Source organism: Curtobacterium sp. PhB142 (genome assembly GCF_004341255.1).
In the GTDB taxonomy this organism is placed as follows: Bacteria; Actinomycetota; Actinomycetes; order Actinomycetales; family Microbacteriaceae; genus Curtobacterium.
In genome coordinates this window covers 157,791-173,344 of record NZ_SLUT01000004.1, presented here as the reverse complement: position 1 = coordinate 173,344, position 15,554 = coordinate 157,791, and the positions used below count along the sequence as shown (strand labels likewise).

General features: G+C 70.9%; 14 protein-coding genes. 4 read left to right on the top strand and 10 right to left on the bottom strand.

Features of this window, described 5'->3' with window-relative positions; translation table 11 throughout:
• Window positions 1–2 precede the first annotated feature (2 nt).
• From tsaE to glmS, 5 genes are read right to left on the bottom strand one after another with little or no spacing between them, the layout of a single operon-like run.
• Window positions 3–521 carry a tRNA (adenosine(37)-N6)-threonylcarbamoyltransferase complex ATPase subunit type 1 TsaE gene (gene tsaE / locus EDF31_RS09575; RefSeq protein ID WP_243649958.1) on the bottom strand — a complete coding sequence of 173 codons (519 nt, stop codon included), beginning with the start codon at window positions 519–521 and terminating at the stop codon, window positions 3–5.
• The gene (gene alr, locus EDF31_RS09570) at window positions 518–1,684 is read right to left on the bottom strand and encodes an alanine racemase (protein ID WP_165901382.1); all 1,167 of its coding nucleotides are present in this window, start codon (window positions 1,682–1,684) and stop codon (window positions 518–520) included. Before alr (EDF31_RS09570) ends, tsaE begins: the two co-directional genes overlap by 4 nt.
• Entirely contained in the window at window positions 1,681–2,784 is a 1,104-nt protein-coding gene (gene alr / locus EDF31_RS09565) for an alanine racemase (RefSeq protein ID WP_131845961.1), read from the bottom strand. Before alr (EDF31_RS09565) ends, alr (EDF31_RS09570) begins: the two co-directional genes overlap by 4 nt.
• Window positions 2,781–3,155 (bottom strand): holo-ACP synthase, encoded by a 375-nt coding sequence (locus EDF31_RS09560; RefSeq protein WP_123293157.1) that lies wholly within the window; start codon window positions 3,153–3,155, stop codon window positions 2,781–2,783. The genes alr (EDF31_RS09565) and EDF31_RS09560 overlap by 4 nt, the downstream gene beginning before the upstream one ends.
• Before the next feature lie 7 nt (window positions 3,156–3,162).
• Entirely contained in the window at window positions 3,163–5,010 is a 1,848-nt protein-coding gene (glmS, locus tag EDF31_RS09555) for a glutamine--fructose-6-phosphate transaminase (isomerizing) (RefSeq protein ID WP_131845960.1), read from the bottom strand.
• 70 nt (window positions 5,011–5,080) lie between these two features.
• On the opposite strand from glmS, the gene EDF31_RS09550 reads away from it, so the two are divergent.
• The gene (locus EDF31_RS09550) at window positions 5,081–5,566 is read left to right on the top strand and encodes a glutathione peroxidase (protein ID WP_131845959.1); all 486 of its coding nucleotides are present in this window, start codon (window positions 5,081–5,083) and stop codon (window positions 5,564–5,566) included.
• Window positions 5,567–5,671: 105 nt separating this feature from the next.
• On the top strand, window positions 5,672–6,616 hold the full coding sequence (coaA, locus tag EDF31_RS09545; protein ID WP_123339480.1) for a type I pantothenate kinase: 945 nt from the start codon (window positions 5,672–5,674) through the stop codon (window positions 6,614–6,616).
• A gap of 126 nt (window positions 6,617–6,742) precedes the next feature.
• Here coaA and glmM read toward each other — a convergent pair whose 3' ends face one another.
• The 5 genes from glmM to truA all read right to left on the bottom strand — a co-directional run bounded on the left by glmM (window position 6,743) and on the right by truA (window position 13,528).
• Window positions 6,743–8,116, bottom strand: a complete 1,374-nt coding sequence (glmM, locus tag EDF31_RS09540) for a phosphoglucosamine mutase (protein WP_123936954.1) — start codon at window positions 8,114–8,116, stop codon at window positions 6,743–6,745.
• Between the two features lie 22 nt (window positions 8,117–8,138).
• Window positions 8,139–8,624 (bottom strand): 30S ribosomal protein S9, encoded by a 486-nt coding sequence (gene rpsI, locus EDF31_RS09535; protein ID WP_111083442.1) that lies wholly within the window; start codon window positions 8,622–8,624, stop codon window positions 8,139–8,141.
• 37 nt (window positions 8,625–8,661) lie between these two features.
• Window positions 8,662–9,108: a 50S ribosomal protein L13 gene (rplM, locus tag EDF31_RS09530; RefSeq protein ID WP_071259898.1), complete on the bottom strand. Its 447-nt coding sequence runs from the start codon at window positions 9,106–9,108 to the stop codon at window positions 8,662–8,664.
• 331 nt (window positions 9,109–9,439) lie between these two features.
• Window positions 9,440–12,559, bottom strand: a complete 3,120-nt coding sequence (locus EDF31_RS09520; RefSeq protein WP_207896160.1) for an ExeM/NucH family extracellular endonuclease — start codon at window positions 12,557–12,559, stop codon at window positions 9,440–9,442.
• An 81-nt stretch (window positions 12,560–12,640) separates the two neighbouring features.
• Window positions 12,641–13,528, bottom strand: a complete 888-nt coding sequence (gene truA / locus EDF31_RS09515; RefSeq protein WP_243649957.1) for a tRNA pseudouridine(38-40) synthase TruA — start codon at window positions 13,526–13,528, stop codon at window positions 12,641–12,643.
• Between the two features lie 175 nt (window positions 13,529–13,703).
• Here truA and EDF31_RS09510 point away from each other — a divergent pair, with 175 nt between their 5' ends.
• Together EDF31_RS09510 and EDF31_RS09505 are read left to right on the top strand one after the other, a co-directional pair.
• The gene (locus EDF31_RS09510) at window positions 13,704–14,717 is read left to right on the top strand and encodes an ATP-binding cassette domain-containing protein (protein ID WP_131845957.1); all 1,014 of its coding nucleotides are present in this window, start codon (window positions 13,704–13,706) and stop codon (window positions 14,715–14,717) included.
• Window positions 14,714–15,547, top strand: a complete 834-nt coding sequence (locus tag EDF31_RS09505) for an ABC transporter permease (RefSeq protein WP_123339476.1) — start codon at window positions 14,714–14,716, stop codon at window positions 15,545–15,547. Before EDF31_RS09510 ends, EDF31_RS09505 begins: the two co-directional genes overlap by 4 nt.
• The last annotated feature ends 7 nt before the right edge of the window (window positions 15,548–15,554 follow it).

Sequence of the window (15,554 nt, the reverse complement as noted above, 5' to 3'; positions counted from 1 at the left end):
AGTCAGAGGTCGACGCCCGTCCAGCGCGGGCCCGTCGCGGTGACGACGACCCGGCGCGGCTCGTCGGTCACGTCGTCGGGATCGACGTCGTCGTCGGCCCCGCGGTCGGCCGCGTCGGCTCCGGTGGCCCGGGTGATCTCGACGTCGAGCACGCTGTCGCTGATGCCGTCGACCATGCCGCGGCCCCACTCGACCACGACGATCGACGCATCCCAGTCGAGGTCGAGGTCGTCGAGCTCGACGGGGTCGGACAGCCGGTAGGCGTCGACGTGCACCAGGTCCGGGCCGGCGTTGGTGGGGTGCGTCCGGGCGAGGACGAAGGTCGGGCTCGACACCTGGCCACGCGCGCCGAGAGCAGCGCCGAGGCCACGGGTCAGCGTCGTCTTGCCGGCGCCGAGCGGCCCGGTCAGCACGACCAGGTCCCCGGCACGCAGGACCGCGGCCAGCCGCGCCCCGAGCTGGCCCATCGCATCGGTGCTGTCGACGGCCATGTCCAGCAGGACCCGAGCGGCGCCGGTCACGACTGGTCGCCCCGCAGGTACTCCCCGACGTGTCCCTCGATGTCGTGACCCTCGTAGAACCGTGGCACGCGGGGCCCGATGCGGCAGACGATCTCCTCGCCGATGGTGCCGAGCGCACGGCCCCAGTCGAGGACGGTCATCTCGTCGTGCTCGCCGGTGCCGAACAGGGTCACGGTGTCGCCGGTGCGGACGTCGTCGTCGCCGACGTCGACCAGGAACTGGTCCATGGCCACACGGCCGGCGACCGGGTAGCGCTTGCCGCCGATCGCGACCTCGATGCGGCCCTGCGCCAGACGGGGGACGCCGTCCGCGTACCCGACGGGCACGAGCGCGAGGGTGGTCTCCGAGGCGGTGCGGTACGTGTAGTCGTACGAGACGCCGGTGTCGACGGGCACCCGCTTGGTCTTCGCGACCGACGCCGTCAGGGTCATCACGGGTTCGAGCCCGAGGTCGGCCGCCGAGACACCGTCCGCGCCGGGGATGCCGAACAAGTTGGCGCCCATCCGGACCATGTCCTTGCGGAACTCCTTGCGCTCCAACCCGGCGAGCGAGGCGGCGACGTGCTCCATCGGGAGGTCGAGCCCGAGGTCGTCGGCCTGCTCCACGGCGGCGTCGAAGAGCGCCACGGCGTCGGCGTCGTCCTGGTCCGAGGACTCCGCCAGGTGCGTGTACGCCGCGACGACCTCGATGCGGCCGGCGCGCTGGGCGTCCAGCGCGAGCGACACGAGCGCCGGCCAGGCCGCCGGGGTCGCTCCGTCGCGGTGCAGCCCGGAGTCGAAGCCGAGGTGCACGCGCGCGGGTCGCTGGTCGACGGCGTCGATGACGCGCCGCAGCTCCGGCACGTTCGAGACACCGAGGTCGACGGCGGAGTCGATGGCGTCGCGGAAGTCCAGGGCGGGGTCGTGCTGCCAGGTGAAGAGGTGGACGTCCTCACCGACGCCGATCGACCGCAGACGCAGGGCCGCGGGGACCGTGAGCACCCCGATCCAGCGGATGCCGGCGTCCACCGCGGCGAGCGCGATCGGCTCGAGACCGTGGCCGTAGGCGTCGGCCTTCATGATCGCCATGACCGCGACGGGGTCCATCCACTCGCGGACCAGGTCGAGGTTCGCGCGGTAGGCGTCCAGGTCGATCCGTGCCTGGCGCAGGGGTGCGGAGCTCACGTCGTCCTCCGGTGCACGCTGTGGCCGACCCGGGCGACCACCTCGTAGTTGATGGTGCCGATCGCGGCGGCCCAGTCCTCGACCGCGGGGTCGCCGTTCGCCGGGTCGCCCCAGAGCACGGCTTCGTCGCCGATGCTGACGTCGGCGTCGCCGATGTCCACGTGCATGGCGTTCATCGCGACCCGGCCGACCACCGGGAACGTGCGGTCGCCGATGCGGACCGAGACCCGGTTGCCGAAGTCGCGGTCGAAGCCGTCGGCGTACCCGAGGCCGATGACGGCGAGGCGGGTGTCGGTCGACGCCCGCCAGGTGTAGCCGTAGGACACGCCCTCGCCGGCGCGGACGTCGACGGTGCGGAGCACGGCAGCGGTCACACGCATCGCGGGGCGGAGGCCGAGGTCGGCCGACGTGCGGTCGGTGAACGGGCTCAGGCCGTACAGGGCGAGTCCGACGCGGGACAGGTCGCGGCGCGTCTCCGGCACGGCGATGCTCGCGGCGCTCGCGGCGAGGTGCACCAGGTCGGGCACGATGCCGTTGGCGGCGAGGCCGTCGAGTGCGCGCTGCAGTGCTGCGTCCTGGTCGAGGTCGTCCGTGCGCGACGCGTTCGACAGGTGCGACATCAGCCCCTCGACACGGGTGCGGTTGCCACCACGGGCGAGAGCCCCGGCGGTCGCGAAGAGTTCGGTCCACTCGGATTCGACCGCACCGTTGCGGCTCAGGCCGGTGTCGACGCAGACGTGCACGGCGCCGACCTCGGAGTCGGCAGCGGCGGACAACTGCTCGACGCTCGACACCGCCGGGGTGATGCCGTACTGCGCTGCCCGGCGGAAGTCCTCGTCGGGGGCGTGCAACCACGCGAGGATCCGGACGTCCTCGTCGATGCCGCCCTGACGGAGCGCGACGGCCTCGTCGATGTCCGCGACGCCGAGCCACTCGGCACCGGCGTCGACGAAGGCCCGTGCGGCGTCGAGCGCGCCGTGGCCGTAGGCGTTGGCCTTCACGACCGCGATGACGCCGGCCGGTGCGACCTGCTCGGCGATCGTCGCGTAGTTCTCGATCAGCGCTTCACGATCGACCGTGATGCCGGTGAACGCACTCACTTCGTTGTTCCCTCCAGGACCACGAACGCGGTCGCGATGCCTCCATCATGCGAGAGCGACAGGTGCACGCTCGTCACGCCACGCGCATCCGCCACCTGTCGCGCCTGTTGGTGCAGCGTCAGCGACGGGTTGCGCTGGTCGTCCGACACGACCTCGAGGTCCTGCCAGCTGAGCCCCGCACTGGAGCCGAACGCCTTGATCAGGGCCTCCTTGGCCGCGAACCGCGCAGCGAGCGACGCGATCGGCCGTTGTTCGCCGTCGCGGACCTGCTCGGCCGGGGTGAACAACCGCGCACGCATCGCCGGCGTGCGCGACAGCACCCGTTCGAACCGCTCCAGGTCCACCACGTCGACCCCGATGCCGATGATCATCGTGCGACTACTCGACGGTGACCGACTTCGCGAGGTTGCGCGGCTGGTCGACGTCGAGGCCCTTGGCCGCGGCGAGCTCCATACCGAACATGTGCAGCGGTGCCACGGCGAGCAGCGGCTCGAACAGCGGGGTCGCGAGCGGGATGCGCAGCACCTCGTCGGCGAAGGGCAGCACGGCGGCGTCGCCCTCTTCCGCGATGGCGATCACGCGAGCACCACGGGCGCGGATCTCCTGGATGTTCGAAACGACCTTCGGGTGCAGCGACCGCGGGTCACGCGGCGACGGCACGATGACGAAGACGATCTGTCCGGGCTCGATGAGCGCGATCGGGCCGTGCTTGAGCTCACCTGCGGCGAAGCCCTCGGCGTGGATGTACGCGAGCTCCTTGAGCTTGAGCGCACCCTCGAGCGCGATCGGGTAGCCGACGTGGCGACCGAGGAACAGCACGCTGCGGGTGTCCGCCATCCAGCGCGCCAGGTCCTTGATGCCAGCGGCGTCCTCGATGGTCTGCTGCAGCTTCGGGGCCAGGCCCTCGAGCTCGGCGACCTGCTCGGCGATCTGCTCCGCCGTCATGGTGCCGCAAAGGGTGGCCAGGTGCAGCCCCAGGAGGTACAGCGCAACGCCCTGGGCGATGAAGGCCTTCGTCGACGCGACGGCGACCTCGGGCCCGGCGTGCGTGTAGATCACGGCGTCGGACTCGCGCGGGATCGTCGCGCCCTGGGTGTTGCAGATCGACAGCACCTGCGCGCCCTGCTCGCGGGCGTACTTGACGGCCATGAGCGTGTCCATCGTCTCGCCGGACTGGCTGATCGAGACGACGAGCGTGCGGTCGTTCAGCACCGGGTCGCGGTAGCGGAACTCGTGGGCGAGCTCGACCTCGACCGGGATCCGGGCCCACTGCTCGATGGCGTACTTGCCGAGGATGCCGGCGTACGCAGCGGTGCCGCAGGCGATCACGATGACGCGGTCGACCGTGGCCAGGCGCTCGGCGATCGGGTCGAGGTCGGTCAGGGTGACGGCACCGTCGTGCACGCGGCCGAGGATCGTCTTGGCGACGGCCTCGGGCTCCTCGCTGATCTCCTTCGCCATGAACGAGGACCAGCCGCCCTTGTCGGCCGCGGAGGCGTCCCAGTTCACCTCGAACTCGCTCGGGGTGGCCGGGGTGCCGTCGAAGTGGATGACGTCGACGCGGTCGGGGCGGATCGTGGCGATCTCGTCCTGCCCGATCGCGAGCGCACGCTGCGTGTAGGCGACGAACGCGGCGACGTCCGAGCCCATGAAGTTCTCGCCGTCGCCCAGGCCCACCACGAGCGGGGAGTTGCGACGGGCACCGACGACGACGCCGGGCTGGTCGGCGTGCACGACGAGGAGCGTGAACGCCCCGTCCAGTCGCTGCACGGCCTGCTGCATGGCGGCGGTCAGGTCACCGGTCTCGCGGAACGCCCGGCCGACCAGGTGCGCGGCGACCTCGGAGTCGGTCTCGCTGCGGAACTCGATGCCCTCGGCCTGCAGCTCGGCGCGCAGCTCGGAGAAGTTCTCGATGATGCCGTTGTGGATGAGGGCGAGCTTGTCGCCGTCGGCCAGGTGCGGGTGGGCGTTGCCGTCCGTCGGGCCGCCGTGGGTCGCCCAGCGGGTGTGCCCGATGCCCGTGGTGCCGTCCGGGATCGGCGACGACTCGAGCTCGTCGACGAGGGCCTGGAGCTTGCCCGCCTTCTTGGCGGAGACGAGGTCCCCCGCAGGATCGACCACGGCGATGCCCGCCGAGTCGTAGCCGCGGTACTCGAGGCGACGGAGGCCACCGAGGAGGACGTCCTGGCTGCTGTTGCTGCCGACGTAGCCGACGATTCCACACATGGAAGCGATCCTACGGTCTGCCTGAGCGCGGACCCTGCGAAGCAGCAGGGCTGGGGATAACGTTTCGGCCATGGGACGCTTCGACGACATCGCCATCACCACGCTGCACGGCGAGGACACCACGTTCGGTTCGTTCGCGGACAAGGCGGTGCTGGTCGTGAACGTCGCGTCGCGGTGCGGTCTCGCTCCGCAGTACGAGCAGCTCGAGGCCCTCCAGAAGCAGTACGGCCCACGCGGCTTCACGGTCCTCGGGTTCCCGAGCAACCAGTTCCTGCAGGAGCTCGGCTCGTACGAGGCCATCGACGAGTACTGCTCCACCACGTGGGGCGTCACCTTCCCGATGTCCGAGAAGGTCAAGGTGAACGGCAAGAGCGCGCACCCGCTCTACCAGGCACTCAAGGAGACCCCGGACGCCGACGGCAAGGCCGGACGGGTCAGCTGGAACTTCGAGAAGTTCCTCGTCGCACCCGACGGCACCGTCTCGCGCTTCCGTCCGACCACGAAGCCGGACGCCCCCGAGGTGATCGCGGCCATCGAGGCCGCCCTGCCCGCCTGACGCACCGCGTCCTGCGGACGCACACCGAGCACTGGACGGGAGGCCCGGTGCAGGTGAGCCGGTCAGCTCACCTGCACCGGGCCTCCCGTCTGTACGCTCGTCCCCATGCCGATCCCGGAGACCGCCGTCGCGCACCCGACCCCGTTCGTGGAGATCCCGCGGCACGAGTGGTCGCAGCTCGCACCCAAGGAGCACCTGTCCCTCACCGAGACCGAGATCGTGCAGCTGCGCGGTCTCGGCGACCGGTTGGACATGCAGGAGGTGCAGGAGGTCTACCTCCCACTGTCGCGGTTGCTGACGCTCTACGCCGCCGGCGCACGGAACCTGCACGCGTCGACATCGGCGTTCCTGGGTGACCGCGCCGGTCGCACGCCGTTCGTCATCGGCGTCGCGGGCTCCGTCGCCGTCGGCAAGTCGACCGTCGCCCGACTGCTCCGCGAGCTGACGAAGCGCTGGCCGGACACCCCGCGGGTCGAGCTGGTGACCACCGACGGCTTCCTGTACCCGAACGCCGAGCTCGAGCGTCGCGGGATCATGGACCGGAAGGGCTTCCCGGAGTCCTACGACCGTCGCTCCCTGCTGCGGTTCGTCAGCCAGGTGAAGAGCGGCGCGACCGAGGTACGGGCGCCGTACTACTCGCACCTGGTCTACGACATCGTGCCGGACGCCGAGATCGTCGTCCGCCAGCCGGACATCCTCATCGTCGAGGGCCTGAACGTGCTCGCCCCGCCGGTGCACGGGCGGCTCGCGCTGTCCGACCTGTTCGACTTCACGATCTACGTCGACGCCAAGACCAAGGACATCGAGGCCTGGTACGTCGACCGGTTCCTGGCCCTGCAGGAAGAGGCGTTCTCGAGCCCGGACTCCTTCTTCCACCGGTTCGCCTCGCTGTCGCGCGACGACGCGGTGCGGACGGCGACCGAGGTCTGGCGGGCGATCAACGAACCGAACCTGCTCGAGAACGTCCTGCCGACCCGGTCCCGCGCGACCCTGGTGCTCAAGAAGGCCGCCGACCACAAGGTGAACTCGGTCCTGCTCCGCAAGATCTAGCGCGGGCGCGCGCGGGTGCGCGCGGGCTTGCACCCCGGTATGGGCGTCGCGCCCCCAAGAGTCGGGGCGCAACGACCGCAGCGGGGCGCGAACGCGGCGCGCGCGCAGCGCGAAGTCGCGCCCGCCCTACGCGGCGTCGAGCGCCAGGCGCTCCTGCACGACGGCGGCGAGCTCCTCGGCGATGCGCTGGGCATCGTCCTGCGAGGCAGCCTCGACCATCACGCGCACGACCGGCTCGGTGCCCGACGGACGGAGCAGGACGCGACCGGTGTCACCGAGCGCTGCTGAAGCCGCGGCGACCGCGTCCTGCACGCCCTGGTCGGCGAGACCGTGCCGGTCGACCCCGCGCACGTTGAGCAGCACCTGCGGGAACACCGTCATGCACGAGGCGAGCTCCTGCAGCGACTTCCCGGTGCGCGCCATCTCGGCGACCAGGTGCAGCCCGGTCAGGATGCCGTCACCCGTGGTGGCGTACTCGTTGAAGATGATGTGGCCGGACTGCTCGCCACCGATGGAGTAGTCGCCCTCGTTCATCTTCTCGAGCACGTAGCGGTCGCCGACGCCGGCCTCGATCACGGTGATGCCCGCATCCGCCATGGCACGCTTCAGCCCGAGGTTGGACATGACCGTCGCGACGAGGGTGTCGTCCTTCAGCCGCCCGCGCTCCTGCAACGACAGCGCCAGGATCGCCATGATCTGGTCACCGTCGATGGCGTTGCCCGCGGCGTCCACCGCCAGGCAGCGGTCGGCGTCGCCGTCGTGCGCGATGCCGATGTCCGCGCCGGCAGCCAGGACGGCGCGGGACAGGTTGTCGATGTGGGTCGAGCCGACGCCGTCGTTGATGTTCCAGCCGTCGGGCTCGGCGCCGATGAGCGTCACGCGGGCCCCGGCGTTCACGAACACCTCGGGCGAGACGCCGGCGGCAGCACCGTTGGCGCAGTCGAGCACGACGTGGATGCCGTCGAGCCGGTGCGGCAGCGTGCCGAGCAGGTGGACGACGTAGCGGTCCTCGGCGTCGGCGAACCGGGTGATCCGGCCGACGTCGATGCCGGTGGGGGTCGGCGCGGAGTGGTCGTGCATGGCCGCTTCGATGCGGTCCTCGACCTCGTCCGGCAGCTTGCGACCACCCGTGGCGAAGAACTTGATCCCGTTGTCCGGGGCGGGGTTGTGCGACGCGGAGATCATCACGCCGAAGTCGGCGTCGATGTCCGCGACGAGGAACGCCGCAGCGGGGGTGGGGATGACCCCGGCGTCGAGCACGTCGACGCCGGCGGAAGCGAGCCCGGCCGCGACGGCGGCACCGAGGAACTCGCCGGAGACGCGCGGGTCACGCGCGAGGACCGCGCGCGGGCGCGGTCGACCGGACGCCCGGCGGGCGTCGGCATGGTGTCCGTGTGTGAGGACGGCCGCGCTCGCCTGGGCAAGACCCAGTGCGAGCGCGGCCGTCAGCTCGCCGTTGGCGAGACCACGAACCCCGTCGGTACCGAACAGACGCGGCATTGCGATCTTCAGCCGGTGACGACTAGCGCTTCGAGAACTGCGAAGCCTTGCGGGCCTTCTTGAGACCGGCCTTCTTGCGCTCGATGACGCGGGCGTCACGGGTGAGGAAGCCGGCCTTCTTGAGGGTCGCGCGGTTGTTCTCGCGGTCGATCTCGTTCAGGGTGCGGGCGATGGCGAGGCGGAGTGCGCCGGCCTGACCCGAGGGGCCGCCACCGGTGATGCGGGCGACGACGTCGTACGAGCCGAGGAGCTCGAGGACCTTGAACGGGTCGTTGATGAGCTGCTGGTGCAGCTTGTTCGGGAAGTAGTCCTCGAGCGAGCGACCGTTCACGACGAACGTGCCGGAGCCCGGAACGAGGCGAACGCGCGCGATGGCCTCCTTGCGGCGCCCGACGGCACCGCCGGAGACGTTGAGGATCTGACGGGGAGCGGCCTCGGCAGCGGCGGGTGCGCTCTCCGTGGTGAAGCTCTCCGGGGTCTGGTCGAGGGAATCAGCGATCTGAGCCATGAGTTTCTCTATGTCCTTGAAGTCGTCGTGGCCGGAACTACTGTGCGACCTGGTCGAAGATGTACGCCTTGGGCTGCTGCGCGGAGTGCGGGTGCTCCGCGCCGGCGTAGACCTTCAGCTTCTTGAGCTGCTCGCGACCGAGGGTGTTCTTCGGCAGCATGCCGCGGATCGCCTTCTCGACGGCGCGGGTGGGGTGCTTCTCGAGCATCTCCGGGTAGGAGGTCGCCGTGAGGCCGCCCGGGTAGCCCGAGTGGCGGTAGTAGACCTTCTTCGCGAGCTTCGACCCGGTCAGGGCGACCTTGTCGGCGTTCACGATGATGACGTAGTCACCCATGTCCATGTGCTGGGCGAAGGTGGCCTTGTGCTTGCCGCGCAGGAGCGCCGCGGCGTGGGTGGCGAGACGGCCGAGGACGACGTCGGTCGCGTCGATGACGATCCAGTCGTGCTGGACGTCTGCCGGCTTCGGTGAGAACGTGCGAGTCACAGGAGTGCTGCTTTCGTGTCGAGGTGAGGAGTCCGTGAATCCCACTCCGGTCGGGGTTCCCCGCGGCAGAAGCCGGCGGAACGCCCGGATGGAGGGCTCATCTGACTGTCCGGCGCGCGTGGCGCACAGACCAAGGTGAGAGCTTAGCCGACGCGAGTCGCGTCGGTCAAACGCAGCCGCTGCCGGACGGGAGTCACGTGGCAAACCCGCCACGAGCCTCCCGTCCGTCCGTGGGTCGCGCCCACCCCCGCATGGTGAGCAGGAATGGTCGGGTCGCGCACGGCGAACCCGACCATTCCTGCTCACGAAGTGCCCCCGTGGGGCGTGGGGACTACTCCGCGGCGGCCGCGGTCCTCCTGCGGCGGACGATCAGGACACCGGCACCCGCGGCGAGCAGCAGGAACGCGAGGAGTGCTCCGGCACCGAGGCCCTCCGCACCCGTGAACGCGAGCTGCCCGTCAGCGGTGATCGTGATCGGGGTCCACCCGATCAGGCTCCCGTCCGCTGCCGTCACCGCGAGGCGGTGTGCACCAGCGGGGGTGTCCGACGGGATCGTGACGCGCACCGTGCCGTCCTCAGCGACCGTCACGGTGCCGAGCAGCGTCGGCGTCGAGTACAGCCACACGTTCACGACGTCACCCGCGTACTGCGTGCCGACCGTGACCGTGATGGTCTCCCCCGCACGAGCCGACGACGGCGCCGAGACGCTCCCGCGGTTCGCGTCGGTCAGACCGGTCTCGGACGGGCCCACCGGCGGCACCGTGCCCGGAGCGGACGGGGTCGGAGCAGGGGTCGGCTTCGACGTGGGCGTCGGGGTCGGGGTCGTGCCGCCGTCACCCGGCGTCGGGGTCGGGGTCGGCACCGGGGTCGGGCCGGTCCCGGGGTCCGTGCCCGGGTCCGTGCCCGGGTCGGTGCCCGCAGCATCGAGGTCGAAGCCCACCAGGATCGGGTCGTGGTCGCTCGCGCGGAACACGTCGTCCGTGTACAGGTCCGACGCGTTGTAGTTGTAGCGGCTGTACTCCAGACCCACCGACTCGACCGAGTTGATGTTCCAGATGTCCACCCCCGTGACCGTCTCGGTGGCGGCCGGGGACGCGAACACGTGGTCGAGCGACCCGCTCAGGCCGGAGAACACGTACGAGTACTCGGTGGCGTCGAGCGCCGGGCCGAGGTCGGTGTAGCCGGCGTCGTCGAGGACGACCACCGGGTCCTCCTTGCTGTAGGCGTTGAAGTCGCCGAGCATGAACACCTTGTCGGTGCCGTACTGCGCCTGCATGTCGGTGGAGAAGGTCACGAGGGCCTTCGCCTGCCGCACCCGGTCGGCGTTCGAGGCGCCCTGGCCGTCACCCTGGTCGGCGTTCTCGCCGGTGCCGGAGCCCTTCGACTTGAAGTGGTTCGCGATCACCAGGAAGTCGTCGTCCGCGGTGCCGCCGACGGGGCGGAACGCGTCCGCGACGGGCTGCCGGGCGTTCGTGAACGCGTCGTCGAGCAGGATCGTCGACTCGCCGACGGGTTCGACGCGGTCCTGCTTGTAGATGAGCGCGAGGCGGATGACGTCCTCGCTCGCCGGGACGGTCGCGGGCGACTTCGCGTAGGCCCAGGTGTCCTCGCCGGTGGCGGCGTTCAGGGCGTCGACGAGCGTGGCGACCGCGGCGTCACGGTCCTGGCCGAAGCGCGCCGAGTTCTCGATCTCCTCGAGCGAGACGACGTCGGCACCGAGGCCGTTGATCGCCTTGACGATCTTGACCTGCTGGCGCAGGAAGTCCTCTTCCTCAGCAGCACCGCGGGCGTCACAGCCGGAGTTCACCGTGACGGGGTCGCCCGCGCGGTCGGTGTAGTACGAGCACCCGGTGAGCTGGTCACCCGTGGTCGGGAAGTAGTTCAGCACGTTGAAGCCGGCGAGCTTGAGGTCGCCGCCGACGTCCTGCGGCTTCGCCTGCCGCACGTTCGAGAACGACGCGGGCAGGTCCGCCGCCGGGGTCGCACCGGTGATCGGCGCGGTCGGCTGGAACTTCCACCCGCTGTTGCGGTAGTCGAGGACGACCGGTGCCTCGAACGTAGCGGTCGCACCGACGGTCACCGGGCCCTGGGTGAGCCACGACACCGGGATGCCCTGGTTGGCCTTCGTCAGGAAGTTGGTGCTGGCGCCGTCGTCGAGCGTGACCTTGCGCGCAGCGTTGGACGCCGCGGCGGCCGTCGCCTCGGCGCTGCCGGGGCGACCGACCTCGGTCGGCTGGACGAGCCGGCCGGCGCCGCTGGCGAGCACGACCTCGCCGTACTGGTTCGTCGTGTAGTTGTCGGCGACGGTGTAGGAGCCCTGCGGGGCGATGAGCATGCTCTCGAGCGACTCGCGCTGCGCGTCCGACGACGGGAACGCGACCGCGGCGGGCTGCGGGGCGGCGACGGCGTCGCCGAGCTTTTCGAGCGAGGATGCCCCCGACACCGTCAGCTCGGTCAGGCCGAAGTACTCGGAGACCGCACCGGTGACCCGCACGTGGTCGCCCTCGGCCACCAGCCCGGCGGTCGCGGACGAGAAGACGAACACGGCGTCGGACGCGGTGTGGGTGCCGAAGTCGATCGCGCCGCCGGTCCCCGGGGTCTGGATCGTGTAGCCGTTGAAGCCGCCGGACGCGTAGACCGCGGTGACGACACCGTCGGTGGTGACGTTCTTGCCGGTGTAGGGCGAGGTGTCCGTGGTGCCCTGCAGCTGCGCGATGGTAACGGCCTCGGCAGGGGCGCCGGGGTCCGTCGGGTCGGTCGGGTCGGTGGGCTCCGTCGGGTCGGTCGGCGCAGCCGTCTCACCCGCGGCGTTCCGCGGGGTCAGGGTCGTCGTCACCGAGAAGTCCGCGCCGTTGTCGTCGGTGTCCGTGGTGCCCTGGCGGACCAGGCCGTTCGGCACGGCGTTCGCACCCTCGACGGTGCGCACGGTGCCCTCGAAGGTGTTCGAGGCGCCGTAGCCGAGCAGGTCGACGACGCCAGCGGTGCCGGTCGTCACGGGACCCGCGGCGAGCGCCACCGGCGTGGTGGCGTCGGACAACACGAGCGTGCCCGTGGTTCCGGAGGGGTTCAGCGAGGCGGTGTCGTCCGCCGTCGGCAGGTCCGCGCCGACCGGGGTGGCGCCGCCGTTGCCGGCCATCGACACCAGGAACGTGCCCTTGGCCGGCACCGTCCCCTCGAGCGCGCTCGTCGAGAAGGCGCCGGTGCTCGTCGCCGAGCGGTACTGCAGCGACCAGCCGTCGAGCGACACCGGGGCGTCGGTCGGGTTGCCGATCTCGATGAACTTCTGGTTGTAGAAGGCACCGTTGCTGCCGGCCTTCAGGTAGGCCTCCTCGATGACGAGGCCACTCCCCTCGGGGTTCGCGGTCGCTGCGGTGACGGTGACGAGCGGGGCCGCGAGGAGTGTCGCGGCAGCCGTGGCGCACAGCAGAGTGCGCCCGAGGGAGTTGGGCATGCCCGCACGCTACCGACCTGCGGAGTCCCTCAGGTTGCGTCGAGGTAAATGATTGCGTTCGGCAACATCAGGACCGGGCGTTCACTCCCGCCGCGCCCGCGTCTGCTCCGCCCTCCCCGCGAGCTCCGCGTCGGCCGGGTACCCCACCTCGGTCAGGGTCAGCCCCTTCGCCGGAGCGGTCTTGAACGCGCTCGTCCGCGTCTCGGCGACGCGGAGCTCCTCGAGCCGTTCCGGCCCGAACCGTCCCTCGCCGACGGCGACGGTCGCCCCCACCATCGCGCGCACCATGGAGTGGCAGAACGCATCGGCCTGGAGGCGCGCCACCAGCACGCCGTCCGGCTCGCGGTCCCAGCGGAACTCCTGCAACGTCCGGATGGTCGTCGCGCCCTCGCGCGGCTTGCAGAACGTCGCGAAGTCGTGCAGCCCCAACAGCGTCAGCGCACCGCGCTCCATCGCTGCCGGGTCGAGGCTCGCCCCGTGCCAGACCGTGTGCCCGCGCCGACGTGGATCGCGCGGGGCGTCGGCGTCCGCGATCCGGTACTCGTACCGTCGCCAGAGCGGCGAGAACCGTGCGTCGAACCCGTCCGGCGCGACCGACGCCCGGGTGACGACGACGTCGCCCTCGGGTGCCGCGATGCCGTTCACGCGTTTGACGAGCCCGTCCAGCGGTGAGCGCCCCGTGCCGCGCTTGGCGCTGAGCGCGTCCCACTGCTCGGCGGAGAGGTCGAGGTGGGAGACCTGCCCGGTGGCGTGCACGCCTGCGTCGGTGCGTCCGGCGACGGTGAGCAGTGGCGGCTCGCCCCACCGGGTGAAGACGGTGGCGAGGGCGGCCTCGAGCGCGCCCTGCACGGTCCGCAGCCCGGGCTGCCGGGCCCACCCGGAGAACGCGGCCCCGTCGTACGCGATGTCCAGCCGCAGCCGGATCCCGGCAACCTCGCCGCCGCTCTGCGGGCCCGCCGTCTCGTCCACGCGACCACCGTACCGGGGCCGCACCGCGCCTCCCGGCAGCCGGCGGACACCCGTCTGCGCAACCGAAGGCCGCTGCGCCGCTGACGCGCGCTGTCCACCGGTGTCAGCGCCACGTCAGTGCCGCGTGAGCGCCCCGCGGCACCATCGTCCTCGACATCGACGAAAGGACATTTCGATGACCACGACACCGCTCGCGGTGGAGGCCTCCGGCCTCGTGAAGACCTTCGGGACGAACCGCGCAGTGGACGGTGTCGACCTCCGTGTGGAGGCCGGCACGGTCTACGGCGTGCTCGGTCCCAACGGCGCCGGCAAGACCACCACCATCTCCATGCTCGCGACCCTGCTCAAGGCGGACGGCGGCGAGGCCCGGATCTTCGGGCACGACGTCCGACGCGAGGCGCAGACCGTCCGCACCCTGATCGGGGTGACCGGTCAGTACGCCAGTGTCGACGAGACGCTCAGCGCGACCGAGAACCTGGTGATCTTCGCGCGCCTGCTCGGGCTGTCCCGCGCGGACGCGAAGCGGAAGGCCGTGGAGCTGCTCGAACGCTTCGGGCTGACCGAGGCCGCGTCACGCCCGCTCAAGGCCTTCTCCGGTGGCATGCGTCGCCGGCTCGACCTGGCTGCGAGCCTCATCGCGCAGCCGCCGCTGATCTTCCTCGACGAGCCGACGACGGGGCTCGACCCCCGGACCCGTGCGCAGATGTGGGACACCATCCGCGAGCTCGTGGCGACGGGTTCGACGGTGCTGCTGACGACGCAGTACCTGGACGAGGCGGACCAGCTCGCCGACCGCATCGCGGTCATCGACCACGGCAAGGTGGTCGCCGAGGGCACGAGCGACGAACTGAAGGCCTCGATCGGCAGTTCGTCGCTGCAGCTCCGCCTGACCGATGCGCTCCGGCTCGACGCCGCGCGCACGATCGTCCGGAACACCCTCGGTGTCGACGCGGTGGCCAGCCCCGAGGGCTCGCGTCTCACCGCGCCGATGTCGGACCCCGACCGCGTGACGGACCTGCTGGTGTCGTTCCGCGAGGCCGGCATCACCCTCGCCGAGATGAGCGTGCAGAAGCCCACCCTCGACGAGGTCTTCCTGACGATCACCGGCGCACCGGCGACCGCCGACGACGACGGCACCGACGACGACAACGACAGCACCGACCGCGAACTCGCAGGGAGCATCGCATGACCACCATCACCACCACCACGGGCACCGCTGCGCCCCGGATCACCCCGCGCCCCGGCGTCGGTGCGACCGGCCTCGGCGCCACCGTCCGGCAGTCGCTCACGATGGCGTACCGCGGGCTGATCAAGGTCCGGCGCACCCCGGAGCAGCTGTTCGACGTCACCCTGATGCCGATCATCTTCACCGTGATGTTCACGTACATCTTCGGTGGTGCGATCGCGGGTGACGTCGCGAGCTACCTGCCGATCATCATCCCCGGCATCCTGGTCCAGACGAACATCACGTCGTCGATCGTCACCGGCGTGCAGCTGCGCGAGGACATGGACAAGGGCGTCTTCGACCGCTTCAAGTCCCTGCCCATCGCCCGGATCGCCCCGCTCGCGGGTGCGCTGCTCGCCGACACCGTCCGGTACGCGATCGCCACGACGATCACCTTCACGGTCGGCATCATCATGGGTCTGCGTCCCGCCGGCGGGTTCGGTGCGGTCGTCCTGGCCGGGTTGCTGGTCATCGTCGTCGCGTGGGCGATCAGCTGGATCTTCGCCTACTTCGGCGTCGTCGCGCGGACGGCGTCGAGCGTCTCCGGCATCTCCAACATGGTGCTGTTCCCGCTGACGTTCCTGTCGAACGCGTTCGTGCCTGCGGACACCCTGCCGGACTGGCTGCGCTGGTTCTCCGAGGTGAACCCGATCTCGCACCTGATCACGGCGGTCCGTGAGCTCGTGAACCACGGCACGGTGGGCGTCGACCTCTGGATCAGCCTGCTCGGCGCAGCGGTCGTGGTCGCGGTGTTCGCGCCGCTGACGGTCCGCGCGTACATGCGGAAGGCCTGACGGGCGC